The 15,311-nt window shown below is 37.9% G+C and carries 14 protein-coding genes and 1 other annotated feature; of the genes, 4 read left to right on the top strand and 10 right to left on the bottom strand.

The genetic code is table 11. The annotated features are described in order from the left end of the window. Positions 1-10 precede the first annotated feature (10 nt). Positions 11-1,642 carry a putative polysaccharide biosynthesis protein gene (locus HWV59_RS20900; RefSeq protein WP_102230618.1) on the bottom strand — a complete coding sequence of 544 codons (1,632 nt, stop codon included), beginning with the start codon at positions 1,640-1,642 and terminating at the stop codon, positions 11-13. A 188-nt stretch (positions 1,643-1,830) separates the two neighbouring features. Here HWV59_RS20900 and HWV59_RS20905 point away from each other — a divergent pair, with 188 nt between their 5' ends. Together HWV59_RS20905 and HWV59_RS20910 are read left to right on the top strand one after the other, a co-directional pair. Further along, positions 1,831-3,102 (top strand): BaiN/RdsA family NAD(P)/FAD-dependent oxidoreductase, encoded by a 1,272-nt coding sequence (locus HWV59_RS20905; protein WP_102230617.1) that lies wholly within the window; start codon positions 1,831-1,833, stop codon positions 3,100-3,102. 104 nt (positions 3,103-3,206) lie between these two features. After that, a complete protein-coding gene (locus tag HWV59_RS20910) occupies positions 3,207-3,392 on the top strand; it encodes a sporulation protein Cse60 (protein WP_102230616.1) in 186 nt (61 codons plus the stop codon). A gap of 43 nt (positions 3,393-3,435) precedes the next feature. On the opposite strand, the gene HWV59_RS20915 is transcribed toward HWV59_RS20910, so the two are convergent. From HWV59_RS20915 to HWV59_RS20955, 9 genes are all read right to left on the bottom strand, one after another. After that, entirely contained in the window at positions 3,436-3,747 is a 312-nt protein-coding gene (locus tag HWV59_RS20915; protein ID WP_407941602.1) for a rhodanese-like domain-containing protein, read from the bottom strand. A gap of 275 nt (positions 3,748-4,022) precedes the next feature. Continuing rightward, positions 4,023-6,437, bottom strand: coding sequence for a leucine--tRNA ligase (gene leuS / locus HWV59_RS20920; RefSeq protein WP_175639944.1), 2,415 nt, complete (start codon positions 6,435-6,437; stop codon positions 4,023-4,025). Positions 6,438-6,692: 255 nt separating this feature from the next. Next, positions 6,693-6,923: a binding site (T-box leader), on the bottom strand. Between the two features lie 98 nt (positions 6,924-7,021). Next, positions 7,022-7,798: a 3-hydroxybutyrate dehydrogenase gene (locus tag HWV59_RS20925; protein WP_102230613.1), complete on the bottom strand. Its 777-nt coding sequence runs from the start codon at positions 7,796-7,798 to the stop codon at positions 7,022-7,024. Between the two features lie 19 nt (positions 7,799-7,817). Continuing rightward, positions 7,818-9,137: a GntP family permease gene (locus tag HWV59_RS20930; protein ID WP_102230612.1), complete on the bottom strand. Its 1,320-nt coding sequence runs from the start codon at positions 9,135-9,137 to the stop codon at positions 7,818-7,820. A 468-nt stretch (positions 9,138-9,605) separates the two neighbouring features. Beyond that, a complete protein-coding gene (locus HWV59_RS20935; RefSeq protein ID WP_175639945.1) occupies positions 9,606-10,976 on the bottom strand; it encodes a sigma-54 interaction domain-containing protein in 1,371 nt (456 codons plus the stop codon). Between the two features lie 73 nt (positions 10,977-11,049). Next, positions 11,050-12,255 carry an MDR family MFS transporter gene (locus tag HWV59_RS20940; RefSeq protein ID WP_102230610.1) on the bottom strand — a complete coding sequence of 402 codons (1,206 nt, stop codon included), beginning with the start codon at positions 12,253-12,255 and terminating at the stop codon, positions 11,050-11,052. A 142-nt stretch (positions 12,256-12,397) separates the two neighbouring features. Further along, a complete protein-coding gene (locus HWV59_RS20945; RefSeq protein WP_102230609.1) occupies positions 12,398-12,880 on the bottom strand; it encodes a GNAT family N-acetyltransferase in 483 nt (160 codons plus the stop codon). Positions 12,881-13,013: 133 nt separating this feature from the next. Beyond that, complete coding sequence (locus tag HWV59_RS20950; RefSeq protein WP_102230608.1) at positions 13,014-13,181, bottom strand: glycogen biosynthesis protein GlgD; 168 nt, start codon at positions 13,179-13,181, stop codon at positions 13,014-13,016. Beyond that, on the bottom strand, positions 13,178-13,450 hold the full coding sequence (locus HWV59_RS20955) for a YtzC family protein (RefSeq protein ID WP_102230607.1): 273 nt from the start codon (positions 13,448-13,450) through the stop codon (positions 13,178-13,180). Before HWV59_RS20955 ends, HWV59_RS20950 begins: the two co-directional genes overlap by 4 nt. Positions 13,451-13,629: 179 nt before the next feature. Here HWV59_RS20955 and HWV59_RS20960 point away from each other — a divergent pair, with 179 nt between their 5' ends. Together HWV59_RS20960 and HWV59_RS20965 are read left to right on the top strand one after the other, a co-directional pair. Next, positions 13,630-14,595: a TIGR01212 family radical SAM protein gene (locus tag HWV59_RS20960; RefSeq protein WP_102230606.1), complete on the top strand. Its 966-nt coding sequence runs from the start codon at positions 13,630-13,632 to the stop codon at positions 14,593-14,595. Then, positions 14,592-15,164, top strand: a complete 573-nt coding sequence (locus HWV59_RS20965; protein WP_175639946.1) for a tRNA (mnm(5)s(2)U34)-methyltransferase — start codon at positions 14,592-14,594, stop codon at positions 15,162-15,164. Before HWV59_RS20960 ends, HWV59_RS20965 begins: the two co-directional genes overlap by 4 nt. The last annotated feature ends 147 nt before the right edge of the window (positions 15,165-15,311 follow it).

The raw sequence follows: 15,311 nt of genomic DNA on the forward strand, positions 1-15,311 counted from the left end.
TTTTTTTTATTTATTCAACAGATCGCCTTTTTGGTAAGAAACGGTTAAGTCGGTTTCCCATTAGTTTTTCCAGCAGATGTGAGCGGTATGCTAAGTATATGTAAACCGCTCCACCAATGGCTACTGAAACACATGTAACAATCACTGCATACATTCTTCCGTCAGCATAGTTTATAAAAATTCCTAATATGGACTGAACAACAGAAACAACTAATCCCATAAAAATACATAAGATTGTGATTAGAACCGTTCTTTTCACCAGCAGCCTAAATGTATATCCTGAATGACGTTTAATCATAGCAAACCCATAAATTAATGAAACAAGATATCCAGCGGCCGTTGCAAGGATCGAACCTACACCTTCATAAAGCTGAATGAACGTTGTATTTAAAGCTAACTTTACACCTATCCCGATTACTAAACTAATAACAGCCAGCTTTTGTTTATTTAATCCTTGCAGGATCGCAGCATTCACTGTAAAAAGAGAAAAAAGCAACGCTACCGGTGCGTACCACATTAAGATTTGTTTCCCAATCTCTTCAGACGTACCTGCGTAAAATAAATTGTAAGCCGGGCCTGCCAAGATAGAAAGGCCAACTACCGCAGGTAAGACGAGCAGCATGATGATCTGCAATGTCTGGTCAATTTGTTTATGCAGAAGTGCCCGATTATTATTCGTAAAAGATTCAGTAATCGTTGGAATTAATGTTAACCCAAAAGCAGTTGCCAATGAAACAGGTATCATGACAAGCTTCGGCACATACAAAAGCAGTACAGAATACATATCCATTGTGTAGGATTGATCTTTTCCTACGTGTAACATCGCCCGGTTAAACGTAACGGTATCAATATAATTATAAATGGGTATTGCCAGACCAACAAAAACAAATGGTCCTGCATATCGAAAGACCTCTTTAAACATTTTTCCCAAAGGCATTGGGGCTGTTTCCACGAGATTTTCCTTCATGGCTGAAAGTGTATGTTTTCGGCGCAGCCAATAAATAAACAGAACGATTAAGCCACCAATTGCACCAACAAAAGCTGCAAATGTCGCATACCCAACTGCTAAAACAAGCCCTCCATTTAGCACATTCATAATTAAGTATGTAGAAGCTAAAAGGAAAACAATTCTAACTAATTGCTCAACAACCTGTGAAACAGCTGTCGGTCCCATTGACTGATGTCCTTGGAAGAACCCTCTAATTAAACTCATTAACGGAACGACAATAAGAGCTATACTCACCATTCGAATCACGAGTGTTGCATCATCAACTGTAATTCCATTCAGCTCATTTTCCGCAAGAGACATGATCGCAAATTGAGGTGCCAGCAGATACAAAATGGCAAAAGCAATAAACCCTGTTACAAGCATCACTAAGATACCTGCTTTGAACATTCTCCTGCTTGTTTCATAGTCACCAACTGCATTGTATTTCGAAACAAATTTTGATACAGCAGCCGGGAATCCAGCCGTCGCAATACTAAGGAAAATTGTGTACTGGGCGTATCCAGTTTGAAATAATCCCCCTCCATTTGTCCCAACCATCGCTGCAAATGGAATTAAATAAACCATTCCCAAAATTCTTGATATATAGGTGCCCAATGTTAAAACAAAGGTACCTCTTAATAATGTGTTTGACATATTCTCATATTCACCATTCTTCTCTATGAAGATTCAACTTTTCTATTTTACCATAAACCTACGGGGTTACCATATGATTGTATGGTTTCATCCTTTCTTAAACCAAAAGTAACTTATATTGTTTTTACTTTCTAAAAGCTTTAGCTATAATATTAAAGCAGACGAAGAAATAAAGGTGTGAAAAATTAATGACATATGATGTAGTCGTAATTGGCGGAGGTCCTTCTGGATTGATGGCTGCAATCGCAGCGGGAGAAAAAAATGCCAAGGTTCTCCTTTTAGATAAAGGAACTAAATTAGGTAGAAAATTAGCTATTTCAGGCGGAGGCCGTTGTAATGTGACAAACCGGTTGCCTATTGATGAAATCATTAAGCATATCCCCGGTAACGGACGCTTCCTCTACAGTGCATTCTCTGAATTTAGTAATGAAGATATTATTTTATTCTTTGAAAATTTAGGAATTCAATTAAAAGAAGAAGATCACGGTCGGATGTTTCCTGTAACAGACAAGGCACAATCAGTTGTTGATGCGTTAATAGGCGAGTTAAAAAAGCTAAATGTTGAGATAAGAACAAATGAACCTGTAAAAGATGTCCACTATCATGATAATCAAGTACAAAGTGTTGAATTAATGAATGGTGAAATGATTTTAACCAAATCTGTTGTGCTTGCTGTTGGTGGTAAAAGTGTTCCGCACACTGGAAGCACAGGAGATGGATACGCCTGGGCAGAAAAAGCAGGACATACTATTACAGAGCTTTTTCCAACTGAGGTTCCTATCACCTCAAATGAATCATTTATCCAGGAAAAAACTCTTCAAGGTCTTTCCCTTCGTGATGTCGCATTAAGTGTGTTAAATCCAAAGGGAAAAGCAATCATTACGCATAAAATGGACATGATCTTTACCCATTTCGGTATATCAGGCCCTGCTGTACTTAGATGCAGTCAATATGTTGTGAAGGCGATGAAAAAATTCAAAACAAACGCAATCACTGTCAGTATTGATGCCATTCCTGATACAAATGAAGAACAGCTGTATCAATCGATTATTAAAGATTTAAAGATGGATGCTAAAAAGGCAATTAAAAATGTTCTTAAAGGCTTCCTTCCTGAACGATATTTATTATTTTTACTAGAAAAAAATGAGATTGATCCACTTATAACATATGATAATATTTCCAACGATAAACTTCGTTTATTTGTGAAGGACTGCAAACAATTTCAATTTCAAGTTCATGGAACATTATCAATTGAAAAAGCCTTTGTAACCGGAGGCGGTGTATCTGTAAAAGAAATTCACCCTAAGGAGATGTCATCAAAATTTGTAGAGGGTCTATATTTTTGTGGTGAAATTTTAGATATACACGGTTATACAGGTGGCTATAATATTACATCTGCTCTTGTAACAGGTCGACTGGCAGGAACAAATGCCGCCATACACGCTAAAGGTGACAAATAGATTTCATTGTCAAACTTCTATTTCTTTTTAAATACTAGGAATATACGAGGATAAACTCAAATATAGTGTAGGTAACTAGTATTTTCAAAAGGATGTGACAACGTATGTTAAAGGTTGCATTATTTGATGAAGAACATGAAAAAGACTTAGAAGAAGAAATCAATGAATTTTTAGAGGAGCTTGAGGAAAATCAAATAAGAGATATAAAATACAATGTTGCATTTTCAACGGATGAAGACGGTGAGCAGATTTACTGCTACTCAGCCCTCATTATCTATCGTGAAAAATAATTAACCTTGCTCGTCCTTTGGACAAGCAAGGTTATTTTTGATCTTAAAGTGCACTCTTCGGCTTTGTTTCACCTTTATAATCAAGCATTCCGCCTGTCATGTTCACGACATCGTAGCCTTTATCTTCTAAATAAGCACATACATTTGCACTACGTCCGCCAGAGCGGCAAATAAAAATTGTTTCTTTGCCTTGGTCAAGTTGCTCCAAATGTTCCGGAATATCATTCATACGTATATGGCGCGCTTGCGGAATCATCCCTGCTTCTACTTCTTCATCTTCACGAACATCAATTAATTCAATGTTTTCTCCATTTTCCAACTTGCGTTGTACTTCTGCTGCAGTAATTTCTTTCATTTCGTACACCCTTTCAGATTTAATAGTTGCATTATATCAAAGTGAGGGGAGGTGGTGCTAGTTTTGGAAAGCTGGTGATGAAAATGTTCACTAGAGTACACCGCCACACTTTATTCAACCACTTTTCCTTGTTATTCAACCAACTTTTCTTTATATTGGTTCACCTTTCTGGATGATTACGGTATCATTTCACTTTTTCCAACCACAAACTCCCATCTTTCAACCAAACCTAAAAAAACCGACTCTTTCCCAGAGTCGGCTTTTCATAACAATGATTAGTTCGCAACAATATTCACAAGTTTGCCTGGTACAGCAATGACTTTACGAATTGTTTTTCCTTCAATTTGATCTTTCACACGATCATCTTCAAGGGCAATTTGTTCAAGCTGATCTTTCGTGACATCTTTTGCAACTAAAAGTTTTGCGCGAACTTTTCCGTTAACTTGTACGACGATTTCAACTTCGTTTTCCACTAGTTTAGCTTCATCGAATGCTGGCCATGCTTCGTAAGAAATGGTTGTATCGTGACCAAGCTTACTCCATAGCTCTTCAGCTAAGTGTGGAGCAATCGGAGACACTAATTTTACAAAGCCTTCAACATATTCTCTCGGAAGAACTGTTGCTTTGTATGCCTCATTAATGAACACCATTAGCTGAGAAATAGCCGTGTTAAATCGTAAGCCTTCTAAATCCTCAGTTACTTTTTTAACCGTTTGGTGATACACGCGTTCTAGCGCATCACTTGATTCATTAACAACCTTTGGACTTACTTCACCATTGTCTTCGATAAATAAGCGCCACACACGATCTAAGAAACGTCTTGCACCATCAAGACCTGTTGTTGACCATGCAATAGAAGCTTCTAAAGGTCCCATGAACATTTCATATAAGCGAAGTGTATCAGCACCATGTGATCCAACGATTTCATCCGGGTTAACTACATTCCCTTTTGATTTACTCATTTTTTCATTGTTCTCTCCAAGAATCATCCCTTGGTTAAATAGTTTCTGGAATGGCTCTTTTGTTGGAACAACACCAATATCGTATAGGAATTTATGCCAAAAACGAGCATATAGTAAGTGAAGAACAGCATGCTCTGCTCCACCGATATAAATATCTACAGGCAGCCACTGTTTTAACTTTGCATCATCTGCTAATGCTTCGCTGTTTTTTGGATCGATATAACGCAGGTAATACCAACAACTTCCTGCCCATTGCGGCATTGTATTTGTTTCACGACGACCTTTTTTACCTGTAACAGGGTCTACGACATTGACGAAATCCTCAATAATAGCAAGTGGAGATTCACCTGTACCTGATGGTCTGATTTCTGTTGTTTTTGGTAAAACAAGTGGAAGCTCTTCTTCAGGAACTGCTGACATTGTGCCATCTTCCCAATGGATAATTGGAATCGGCTCACCCCAATAACGCTGACGGCTGAATAACCAATCACGAAGTCGGTATGTTACTTTTTTCTCACCCTTATTGTTTTCTTCAAGCCAAGCAATTGCTTTTTCGATTGCTTCCTGCTTTCCTAGACCGTTTAGGAAATCCGAATTCACATGCTCACCATCACCTGTGTATGCTTCTTTTGTTACATCTCCACCGCTAACAACTTCTTTAATTGGAAGATCAAATTTTACAGCAAATTCATAGTCACGCTCATCATGAGCAGGTACAGCCATAATTGCACCTGTACCATAAGTAACAAGAACATAATCAGCAATCCAGATTGGCATTTTTTCACCGTTTACAGGATTAATTGCATATGCACCAGTGAATACACCTGTTTTTTCTTTTGAAAGCTCTGTACGTTCTAAATCGCTTTTATGTTTCACTTGATCAATATAAGCTTCAACTGCATCTTTTTGATCCGGTGTTGTGATTTTTTCAATAAAGCTGTGTTCAGGAGCTAATACTGCATAGGTAGCACCAAATAATGTATCAGGCCGAGTTGTGAAAACAGTGAATGTTTCATCATGACCGTCAATTTCGAACGTAACATGTGCACCTTCTGAGCGGCCGATCCAGTTACGTTGCATATCTTTAATGCTCTCTGGCCAATCAACTTCTTCTAGATCTTCTAACAGACGATCAGCATAGGCTGTAATTTTTAACATCCATTGCTTCATTGGACGACGTTCAACAGGGTGTCCTCCACGCTCACTTTTCCCATCAATAACCTCTTCATTCGCTAAAACGGTTCCTAAAGCAGGACACCAGTTTACTGGCACTTCATCTACATAAGCCAGTCCCTTTTTATAAAGTTGAAGGAAAATCCATTGTGTCCATTTATAATAATCAGGATCTGTTGTATTAACTTCTCGATCCCAATCATAAGAAAAACCTAACGCTTGGATTTGTCTTCTGAAGTTATCAATATTTTGTTTGGTGAATTCTGCAGGGTCATTTCCTGTATCAAGTGCATATTGCTCAGCCGGCAATCCGAATGCATCCCATCCCATTGGATGAAGAACATTGTACCCCTGCATGCGTTTCATACGAGATAAAATATCAGTAGCTGTATATCCTTCAGGGTGACCTACATGCAGACCTGCACCTGATGGATATGGAAACATGTCAAGCGCATAAAACTTCGGCTTGTCTGTGTCCTCTGTTGTTTTAAAAGTTTTGTTATGTAGCCAATAATCCTGCCATTTTTTTTCAATCTCCTGGTGATTGAAGCTCATCTGAATTTTCCTCCTTAAATCTCATTCTTAATTCCAATTTATATATATTAAACCGGTTGAACGGGTCAAAGCTATTTAATAGAGCAGTTGCCTTGGTCAGCCTTTGGCAATAAGACGCTACTGAATAGAAGGTGTCTGATAACCTTCCATTCAGTAGTGGCTTATAACCGAGAAGGATGAAGATAGAAAGTCCAATAACACTGTGCATTTAAAATGGATACCTTTGTTATATAAACGAAAAAACCCCACATCCCAAATAGGGACGAGAGGCTTAATTCCCGTGGTACCACCCAACTTTGGCATAGTGTTATTATGCCCACTTTGACATCCGTAACGTGGATCAACGACAAATATTACTTTACCTTCAGTGGTGTTCACATTTGTAACTCAAAGGTGAGTTCATTAGTAAAAATTGATTGACTCACACCACCCGTCAACTCTCTGAACACATTTTCACTAACTACTATTCCTTTTCACCGTTCATTTCCTATACATATTAAGCTTATTTTATATAAATTTGTCGGGATATGCAAGTAGTGGGTAATGTGTTGAAAAAAAGATATCAGATTGGTCCGCATTCTTTATTATTGAACTGTATATCCACCATCTAATACAACAGCCTGACCTGTTACACCTTTTGCCTTTTCACTTGCAAGGAAGATCGCGTAATCCGCTACTTCATTAGGAGTCAGCAATCGTTTTTGAGGGATAAGAGGGTATAATACATCCTCTAACACATCCTCTAATGGTACGTTCCTTGTATTAGCTAAATCTTGAAGCTGGTTTCTGACAAGAGGGGTATCAACATAACCGGGACATAAGGCATTCACTGTAATACCATAAGCTGCTCCTTCTAAAGCTGCAACCTTTGTTAAACCTATAACACCATGCTTTGCACTATTATAAGCAGCTTTACCCGCAAAGCCAATTAAGCCATTGATAGATGCGATATTAAGAATTCGCCCAAACTGTTGATTTTTCATGATTGGAAAGACATGTTTTGTTAATACAAAGGGTGCCACAAGCATTACACCAACGAGTTGCTCAAATCTTTCAGTTGGAAAATCCTCAATGTGTGCAACATGTTGGAGTCCTGCATTGTTAATAAGAGTATCAAGTCTCCCATAGCTCGCTTTAGTTTCCTTCACGACTTCCATTATATTTTGTTCGTTTGTAACATCACATGTTAAACCTTTTACATCTAATCCTTCTTCCTGCAGTTGTTTTGTACTTTCAAGAACTTGCTCCTCATTTAAGTCGGTTAAAACTACTTTTGCCCCTTCATGAGCAAATGCCTTTGCTAGTTCAAAACCGATCCCACGGGCTGCTCCTGTTACTAGCACAACTTGATCCTGAACCATTTAAAATAAACCTCCGTTCCTATATTCCTAGTCCAAACGAAAATAGAATAATAGCTAAAATAACGCCTAAAAGAGGAACAATGACGGTTAGTGCACCAACCGGATTATATGCATCTTTATGTGATTCCCCACAAATCCCCCGAATGGTTGTGACAACATAGCCATTATGCGGAAGTGAATCAAGTGCTCCAGATGAGATTGAAACTACCCGATGTAACGCTTCTGGATTTACCCCCATATCCATGTAATGTGGTGAAATCAGCGGTAAAGCAATTGCCTGCCCTCCAGAAGCTGAGCCTGTCATACCTGCTATCACACTTACAGCAATCGCACCACCAATGAGGGGACTTCCCGGTATACTTGTCATAGCATCAACAGCAACCTCAAAAGCCGGTACTGCTTTTGCTACTCCACCAAAACCAACAACAGCTGCCGTATTCCCCAAAGCAATTAAAGCTCCTAATGTTCCTTCTGAAACCGCACTCCAAAAAGATTTAAAATAGGTACGATTTAATAAATACGTGGCGATAACTCCACCTAATAAAGCAATAATAAGGGCTGACTGCTGAAGGGAGTCATGGAAAACAAATGAAATAATTAACACAACAACCAATGGGATAACGCCAAATAATGGATTTGGCAAAACTTTATTTTCAGTAATAGGATCATTTTCTCTAGCCACGAACTTCTCACCATTTGCTACTGCTTTTGTGATCATTCTTCTTAACCACCAATACCCGAAAATGATCATAAACACGGCTACAATTAAACTAACTTCCCAGCCTGCGTATGGTGATGTACCAAGATATTCAATTGGGATCCAGTTTTGAATTTCCGGTGAGCCTGCTGATGTCATCGTGAATGTAACAGATCCAAAAGCAAGGGCAGCAGGGATAAAACGACGAGGTAAGTCAGCTTCTCTAAATAAACTAACAGCCATTGGATAGACAGAGAAAGCAACGACGAATAAGCTGACCCCACCATACGTTAATACTGCACAAGCGATAACTATTGCCATAACAGCTCTTTTCATCCCGATCTTGCTTACAATCCATTTTGAAACACTATCTGCTGCACCACTATCTTCCATAACCTTTCCAAAAATTGCTCCTAAAAGGAACATGAGATACCATGAAGAAATAAAGCCTGAAAAGCCTGTCATGTAATTTCCTACAAAGTTAGCCTCACCTTCACCAACTAATTGCGGGAATAAAGGGAGCCCGCTACATATAGCCACAAATAAAGCACATAACGGCCCTGCAACTAATAAGTTCATACCCTTCATTGTCAAATAAATTAAAAGTGCTAAACCACCAACCAGCCCAATCATACTTAACATCTCGTTTCCCCCTTTGTTTGAGACATTCGTTTTGTAAAGAAGAAGGTACTTTCTTTCGGTACTCTTAAACTAGTAACCTAGCCAGAATCCATCCCATAGTTATCAAGAGCATCTGCTGGTATTTCTACTTCTACGCGATTTTGGTAATCGCTTTCATTTCTTCACTCACTTATTAGGGCTCTCCTATCCTTTTTTCTTGAAATTATTTCTTCCTCCTTTCATGTTTACACATATAACAGCAAGAAATATGCCAAAAAACGCACTCTTAACAAATTGTATGAATCAATCGCTATCTCTTTGTATTATCTACAATGAATCCTGCGAGTTTAATCAAATCTCGGGAGATTCATTCCGCTTTTTCGGACACTCTATCATAATATAAAACTTGTCCATCAACTTTAGGTATCTAAATCACAATAAAAAAATAACAGTCCAAAATTCTGGACTGTGTTCCAAGTTTTCGGACTACTAAGTTAAATCATACTTTTGAATTTTTTCATACATACTTGATTTACTAATTTCCAATTCTTTTGCTGCCTTTCTTTTATCACCGGCATGCTTTTGTATCGTTCGAATAAGAATATTCTTTTCTGCTTGAGCTAACATTTCTTTTAATGAATTAGCCTTCATCTCAGTATGATAAATAGGTGTGTTTTTAATATAATCCGGGATCGCTTCGAGTGTGATAACATCTGTTTTGGCTAGATGGATGGCTGCTTCAACAATATTTTCTAATTCACGAATATTTCCTTGCCAATGATACTGATGAAAAGTCTCCATTACATCTTCATGAATCATGGAAATTCTTTTACCTGTTCTTAAAGAAACTTTTTTAACAAAATATCGGACAAGTGTTTCTATATCTGCCATACGTTCCCTCAAAGGCGGGATAAATAGCGGAATCACGCTGATTCGATAATAAAGATCACTTCTAAAATCATTCGTTTTCATGAGTTCCTCTAACGGTCTGTTCGTTGCTGTTATAACTCTTACATCCAAAGGTATTGTTTTTGTACCTCCTATTGGTTCTACTTCTTTTTCTTGAAGAACACGCAATAGCTTAACCTGCATATGAAGACTCATATCACCGATTTCATCCAGAAAGATCGTTCCACCGTTTGCTTGTTGAAATTTCCCCTTTTTCCCGCCTTTTTTAGCACCGGTAAATGCACCATCTTCATATCCGAATAATTCCGACTCAAGCAACTGCTCAGGAATAGCCCCACAGTTCACTTTTACAAATGGCCCTTCACTTCGATGGCTTAACAGATGAATGCTATGTGCAAACAATTCCTTCCCTGTCCCGCTTTCCCCCCTGATTAAGACTGAGCTATCTGTAGCAGCAATTGATTTGACCTTCTCTTTGAGTTCTGACATACTAGCAGAATTCGAATGGATATCATTTAATGTGTATTTTGCACCTGTAACTTCTTGTTGATCAATAAAGGACTGAATGGATGACAGATGGTGCCGGACATGTGAGTTCATCTCACTCCATTCTTTTGTATCACGAAACATAACCGTCCCAAACGCACCAACGATTTTACCATCAGCGAAGATTGGAATACGATTTGCTATCATATAATTTCCGCGAATATATTGAAGGTCTGCTATTTCTTCTTCTCCATTTTTGACAACAATGTGCATGCGTGTATTTTCAATCACTTCTGTTACATGCTTTCCAATGACTTCCTCTTTCGTAATCTCGCAGAATCTACAGTAATTTTCATTCATATAAATAATCTTACCGTCAGCATCAACAATCACAATCCAAACGTAAGCGTTTTCTATTACTGTCTCCACGATTTCTTTTGCATATGGAAAACGATGATCTAACATAGTATCTTCCCCTAGCAGATGTTTTCTTTTATCGTATCATACCGCGATCTAATTTTGACTAAAAAAAAGGGTCTTAGACCCCGACAGCGTCGGAAGTCTGAGACCCTTTGCTTTCTAGCTTTGCATTCAACTTTTTATCATATACAAGAGTTGTAAAGATCCCTGCAACTAATAAACTTATAATAATCATGAATAGTAAATTCATATTGTAGTAATCAACAACCACCCCTCCAAGGAGAGGACCAATCATTTTTCCGCCTGTGGCTGTACTATTAACAAAGCCTTGATAAAAACCTTGCCTGCCCTTAGGAGCTAAATCATTTGCAATTGTTGGCACAGCTGGCCACACTAACATTTCTCCGATCGTCAATATAATCATTGCCACAAGAAAAGCTGTAAATTGCTCTGCAAATGACAGAACGATAAATGAGACAATAAATACGATAAAGCCAAGTACCATTTGCTTTTTTAATGTTTTGGCAAAGTGCTTTACAAACAGAGTGATAAGCGGTTGACCCAATACAATCAACACACCATTTATTGTCCAGAGTAAACTGTATTGACTTAACGAAATATTTAGTGTTTGAGTATGAGAAGAAATTGTTGACGGCCACTGAACATACCCTACCCAACAAAGTAAATATCCTATACATAATACGACTAATGCCCCAAACTTCTCACTATTTTTAATCGTCGGATTTTGATCTAATATCGATGCTTGTTTTCCTGTTGAACCATCGATATTTCGATACCCGAAGAATGCAATCAAGAAAAAAACAGCATAAAGGGCTGCGTTCGCAACAAATATATAATGAAATGAAATGGATGCAACGAATCCTCCTAGAGAAGCACCTGCTGCTACACCTGCATTTTGTGCAACATATATAGCATTAAACGCTTTTCTCCCGCCTTCCGGCCAAACCGTTCCGGCTAATGCGTATGTAGCTGGGAAAACGATACCAGATCCTAATCCAATCAAAATTAAGAAATACATATATAATGGCCAAGTATGATTAAACATAAGGGCAACGACAGAAACCAATGTAATAACGATTCCTAGCAGGATGGATTTATATCCACCGATCTTATCAAATAATACCCCGCCAATAAGATTTCCGACAACACTTGCTGCAGCATTTAACATGAGGACAATTCCAGCAACTGTCAAAGACTTACCAAGATGATCATGAATATAAATGGTGTTTAACGGCCATAAAAACGAAGCCCCTGTCACATTAATCATCATTCCTATTACAAGCAACCAAAGAGAACGTGGCATAAATCCTCCTCCTTTACCGTTTTTTCACGATGAACATACGTGTATATTCCTCAGAGAATTTTAGCCCCTTTTCCCTTGATTTGCAATGAAGAAATGCGCTATTTCCCAATGTTGTAATAATGCGAAAATATAGATTTTTCTCCTACTCTAAAAGTCTGTACATTAAGAGATCATTTACATACTTTCCATCTATAAAAAACTCGTTGATCAGTTTACCTTGCTCAATAAAACCACATTTTTGATAAAAAGAGATTGCCCCGCTATTTGTCTCTAATACACGGAGCGATAGTTTTTTTATGCCCCTTTCTTTGAAAATTTTTTCCGCACTTGAAAGCAAACTCTTTCCTACTCCGCTTCCTTGAAAATGGTGGTCTACAGCAATGTCTATTTCCAATACATGTTGATTTGTATCCAATGGGGTTGGAGAGTGAAAACCTAAATATCCGGCTACTTTTCCATTCACTAACGCTACAAGTTGGCTTCCCTCCGGATTTCTTTGCTTATACTCACTAATTGAATTCCACTTAATAACCGCAGGTGTTGTTGCTGTATTCCAAATTCGATTATCTATCTCTAATAATTGTTCAAAATCACTTTCTCTTGAAAATCTTACTTCAATTGCCATGTGATTACCTCCTGGTACAGTCTATCTATATCATACCACTTCAATTTATTCCTTCTGTATCAACCACTTCTGCGCCATCTCCATCTAATTCTTCTTCCCTCAAAACAAAAAGGGCCAAATCGGCCCTTTTCTATTATTCATTCTCTACTCGTTGTTTCGATTTAATCGGTTGTCCTTTTTTAGCATTCTTTGCTTTTGTTTGAATAACCGGATCATAATCCTGACCTAATTCTAAATCATTGCTGTTGATCCCATTCTTTGTTTTTTGTTCAGGATTATTTTGTTTTGAACGCTTTTTCATCGTTCTGCATCTCCTTTTAAAATCATTTCATTTTGTAATTGCTGAAGCTGCAGTCTCATACGGTAAAGTTGATCTTGTTGTTGATCATTTGCACTAAGTGACAAGTGATTAATATCATTTACTGCATTTTCCAACCCTTGCAGTGCTTTTGTATATTCAGATGCATTATAGTGTTCTTGCTGTGAGCCTGTTTTATATTGCTCACGTGCATATTCAATTGCTTCCGTACAGCGTTGTAAATATTCGTTAACGGATTGTCTTGTTGCCATATGTCTCTCCTCCAAACGATATGAAGTCATAACGCTTCATCAATACTATTGTTAGCAAAACAATAAAAAAAATTGTGTTTAAATAATTGGTAAGTCTTGAACGAACCTGTTTTTCTTTTTGGTGACGTGGTAAAATATTTAGATGGAAATTTTCGCTGATATACAAGGAGGTATCTTACTTGAAACAATCCTCTGTATTTGAATACGCATCAGATAACAAGCGGTATCATACATGGAATTATCATTTACGTAACCATTTCGGACATAAAGTGTTTAAAGTTGCTTTAGATGGAGGTTTTGATTGCCCTAATCGTGATGGCACTGTTGCCCATGGCGGATGTACATTTTGTAGTGCTGCAGGTTCAGGGGACTTTGCTGGTGACCGGGGTGATGATCTTGTTACTCAGTTTGATAAAATCAAACAAAAAATGCATAAAAAATGGAAAGATGGAAAATATATGGCTTACTTTCAAGCCTATACAAACACTCATGCACCCGTAGAAGTGTTAAGAGAAAAATTTGAATCTGTTCTAAATCAGGAAGATGTTGTTGGGCTCTCAATTGCTACCCGACCTGACTGCCTTCCGGATGATGTCGTTGAGTACCTGGCAGAGTTGAATCAACGGACATATTTATGGGTTGAACTTGGTTTACAAACAGTACATGAACGGACAGCTCTTCTTATTAATCGTGCACATGACTTCCAATGTTATGTAGATGGGGTCAATAAATTACGTAAACATGGTATTCGTATATGCTCTCATATTATTAACGGATTGCCTCTGGAAAATAACGAAATGATGATGGAAACTGCAAAAGCTGTCGCCCGATTAGATGTTCAAGGGATAAAAATACATCTTTTACATTTGCTAAAAGGAACTCCAATGGTAAAACAATATGAAAAGGGAAAGCTGGAATTTCTTTCACAAGAAGACTATGTGAGCCTTGTATGTGATCAGTTAGAAATTCTCCCTCCAGAAATGATTGTTCACCGGATTACAGGTGACGGTCCTATTGATCTTATGATTGGACCGATGTGGAGTGTAAATAAATGGGATGTTTTAAATTCTATAGACGCCGAGTTGAAACGTCGTAATAGTTATCAAGGTAAGTTTTATCAAAAAGAAGAGGTACAATTATCATGAAGCTCCAACGAATTTTACCATTCGCTAAACAACTACTGGAACAAGCTGTTTCCAAAGGAGATATTGTCGTTGATGCAACATTAGGTAATGGACATGATACTGCTTTCCTAGCCAAGTTGGTTGGAGACACAGGGAAAGTATATGGCTTTGATATCCAGGAGCAAGCAATTCTTAACACTCGTGATCGATTAGTCACAGAAAGTCTCTTAGATCAAGTGACACTCGTCCAACAAGGCCATCAGCATATTGACAAAGTTATTTCTAAGGAACATAAAGGATTAGTCTCAGCTGCCATGTTTAATCTTGGATATTTACCTGGAGGGGATCAATCTATTGTAACTGTTCCCGAAACGACCATTTCCGCAATACAACAATTATTAAGTTTAATGAAACCTGAAGGTATCATTGTCATTGTTATTTACCACGGACATGAGGAAGGCCAAGTTGAACGGGATGCATTAATGACATTCGTCAAAACAATTGACCCCAGTGTTGCACATGTCCTGCAATATCAATTTATCAATAAAAATAATCATCCCCCTTATATTGTTGCAATTGAGAAATGCTAAAGGCGCTCTTATTGATGAGCGCCTCAGAGTGTAGACAAACTCCTTTTTCAAAAATTCATCTGAAGAAAAAGGGGTTTTGTTTCTTTTTCAGTTGCATATTTGGTGGTTTCTGTTGCGAAACAACACCATATATTGATAGGTTAGTAA

Origin of the sequence: Metabacillus schmidteae (assembly GCF_903166545.1) — a bacterium.
Classification (GTDB): Bacteria; Bacillota; Bacilli; order Bacillales; family Bacillaceae; genus Metabacillus; species Metabacillus schmidteae.

Excerpts from the sequence above, each read along its gene's own strand:
- HWV59_RS20900 (WP_102230618.1), bottom strand. The coding sequence starts at position 1,642 with ATGTCAAACACATTATTAAGAGGTACCTTTGTTTTAACATTGGGCACC.
- HWV59_RS20905 (WP_102230617.1), top strand. The coding sequence starts at position 1,831 with ATGACATATGATGTAGTCGTAATTGGCGGAGGTCCTTCTGGATTGATG.
- HWV59_RS20910 (WP_102230616.1), top strand. The coding sequence starts at position 3,207 with ATGTTAAAGGTTGCATTATTTGATGAAGAACATGAAAAAGACTTAGAA.
- HWV59_RS20915 (WP_407941602.1), bottom strand. The coding sequence starts at position 3,747 with ATGAAAGAAATTACTGCAGCAGAAGTACAACGCAAGTTGGAAAATGGA.
- leuS (WP_175639944.1), bottom strand. The coding sequence starts at position 6,437 with ATGAGCTTCAATCACCAGGAGATTGAAAAAAAATGGCAGGATTATTGG.
- HWV59_RS20925 (WP_102230613.1), bottom strand. The coding sequence starts at position 7,798 with ATGGTTCAGGATCAAGTTGTGCTAGTAACAGGAGCAGCCCGTGGGATC.
- HWV59_RS20930 (WP_102230612.1), bottom strand. The coding sequence starts at position 9,137 with ATGTTAAGTATGATTGGGCTGGTTGGTGGTTTAGCACTTTTAATTTAT.
- HWV59_RS20935 (WP_175639945.1), bottom strand. The coding sequence starts at position 10,976 with ATGTTAGATCATCGTTTTCCATATGCAAAAGAAATCGTGGAGACAGTA.
- HWV59_RS20940 (WP_102230610.1), bottom strand. The coding sequence starts at position 12,255 with ATGCCACGTTCTCTTTGGTTGCTTGTAATAGGAATGATGATTAATGTG.
- HWV59_RS20945 (WP_102230609.1), bottom strand. The coding sequence starts at position 12,880 with ATGGCAATTGAAGTAAGATTTTCAAGAGAAAGTGATTTTGAACAATTA.
- HWV59_RS20950 (WP_102230608.1), bottom strand. The coding sequence starts at position 13,181 with ATGAAAAAGCGTTCAAAACAAAATAATCCTGAACAAAAAACAAAGAAT.
- HWV59_RS20955 (WP_102230607.1), bottom strand. The coding sequence starts at position 13,450 with ATGGCAACAAGACAATCCGTTAACGAATATTTACAACGCTGTACGGAA.
- HWV59_RS20965 (WP_175639946.1), top strand. The coding sequence starts at position 14,592 with ATGAAGCTCCAACGAATTTTACCATTCGCTAAACAACTACTGGAACAA.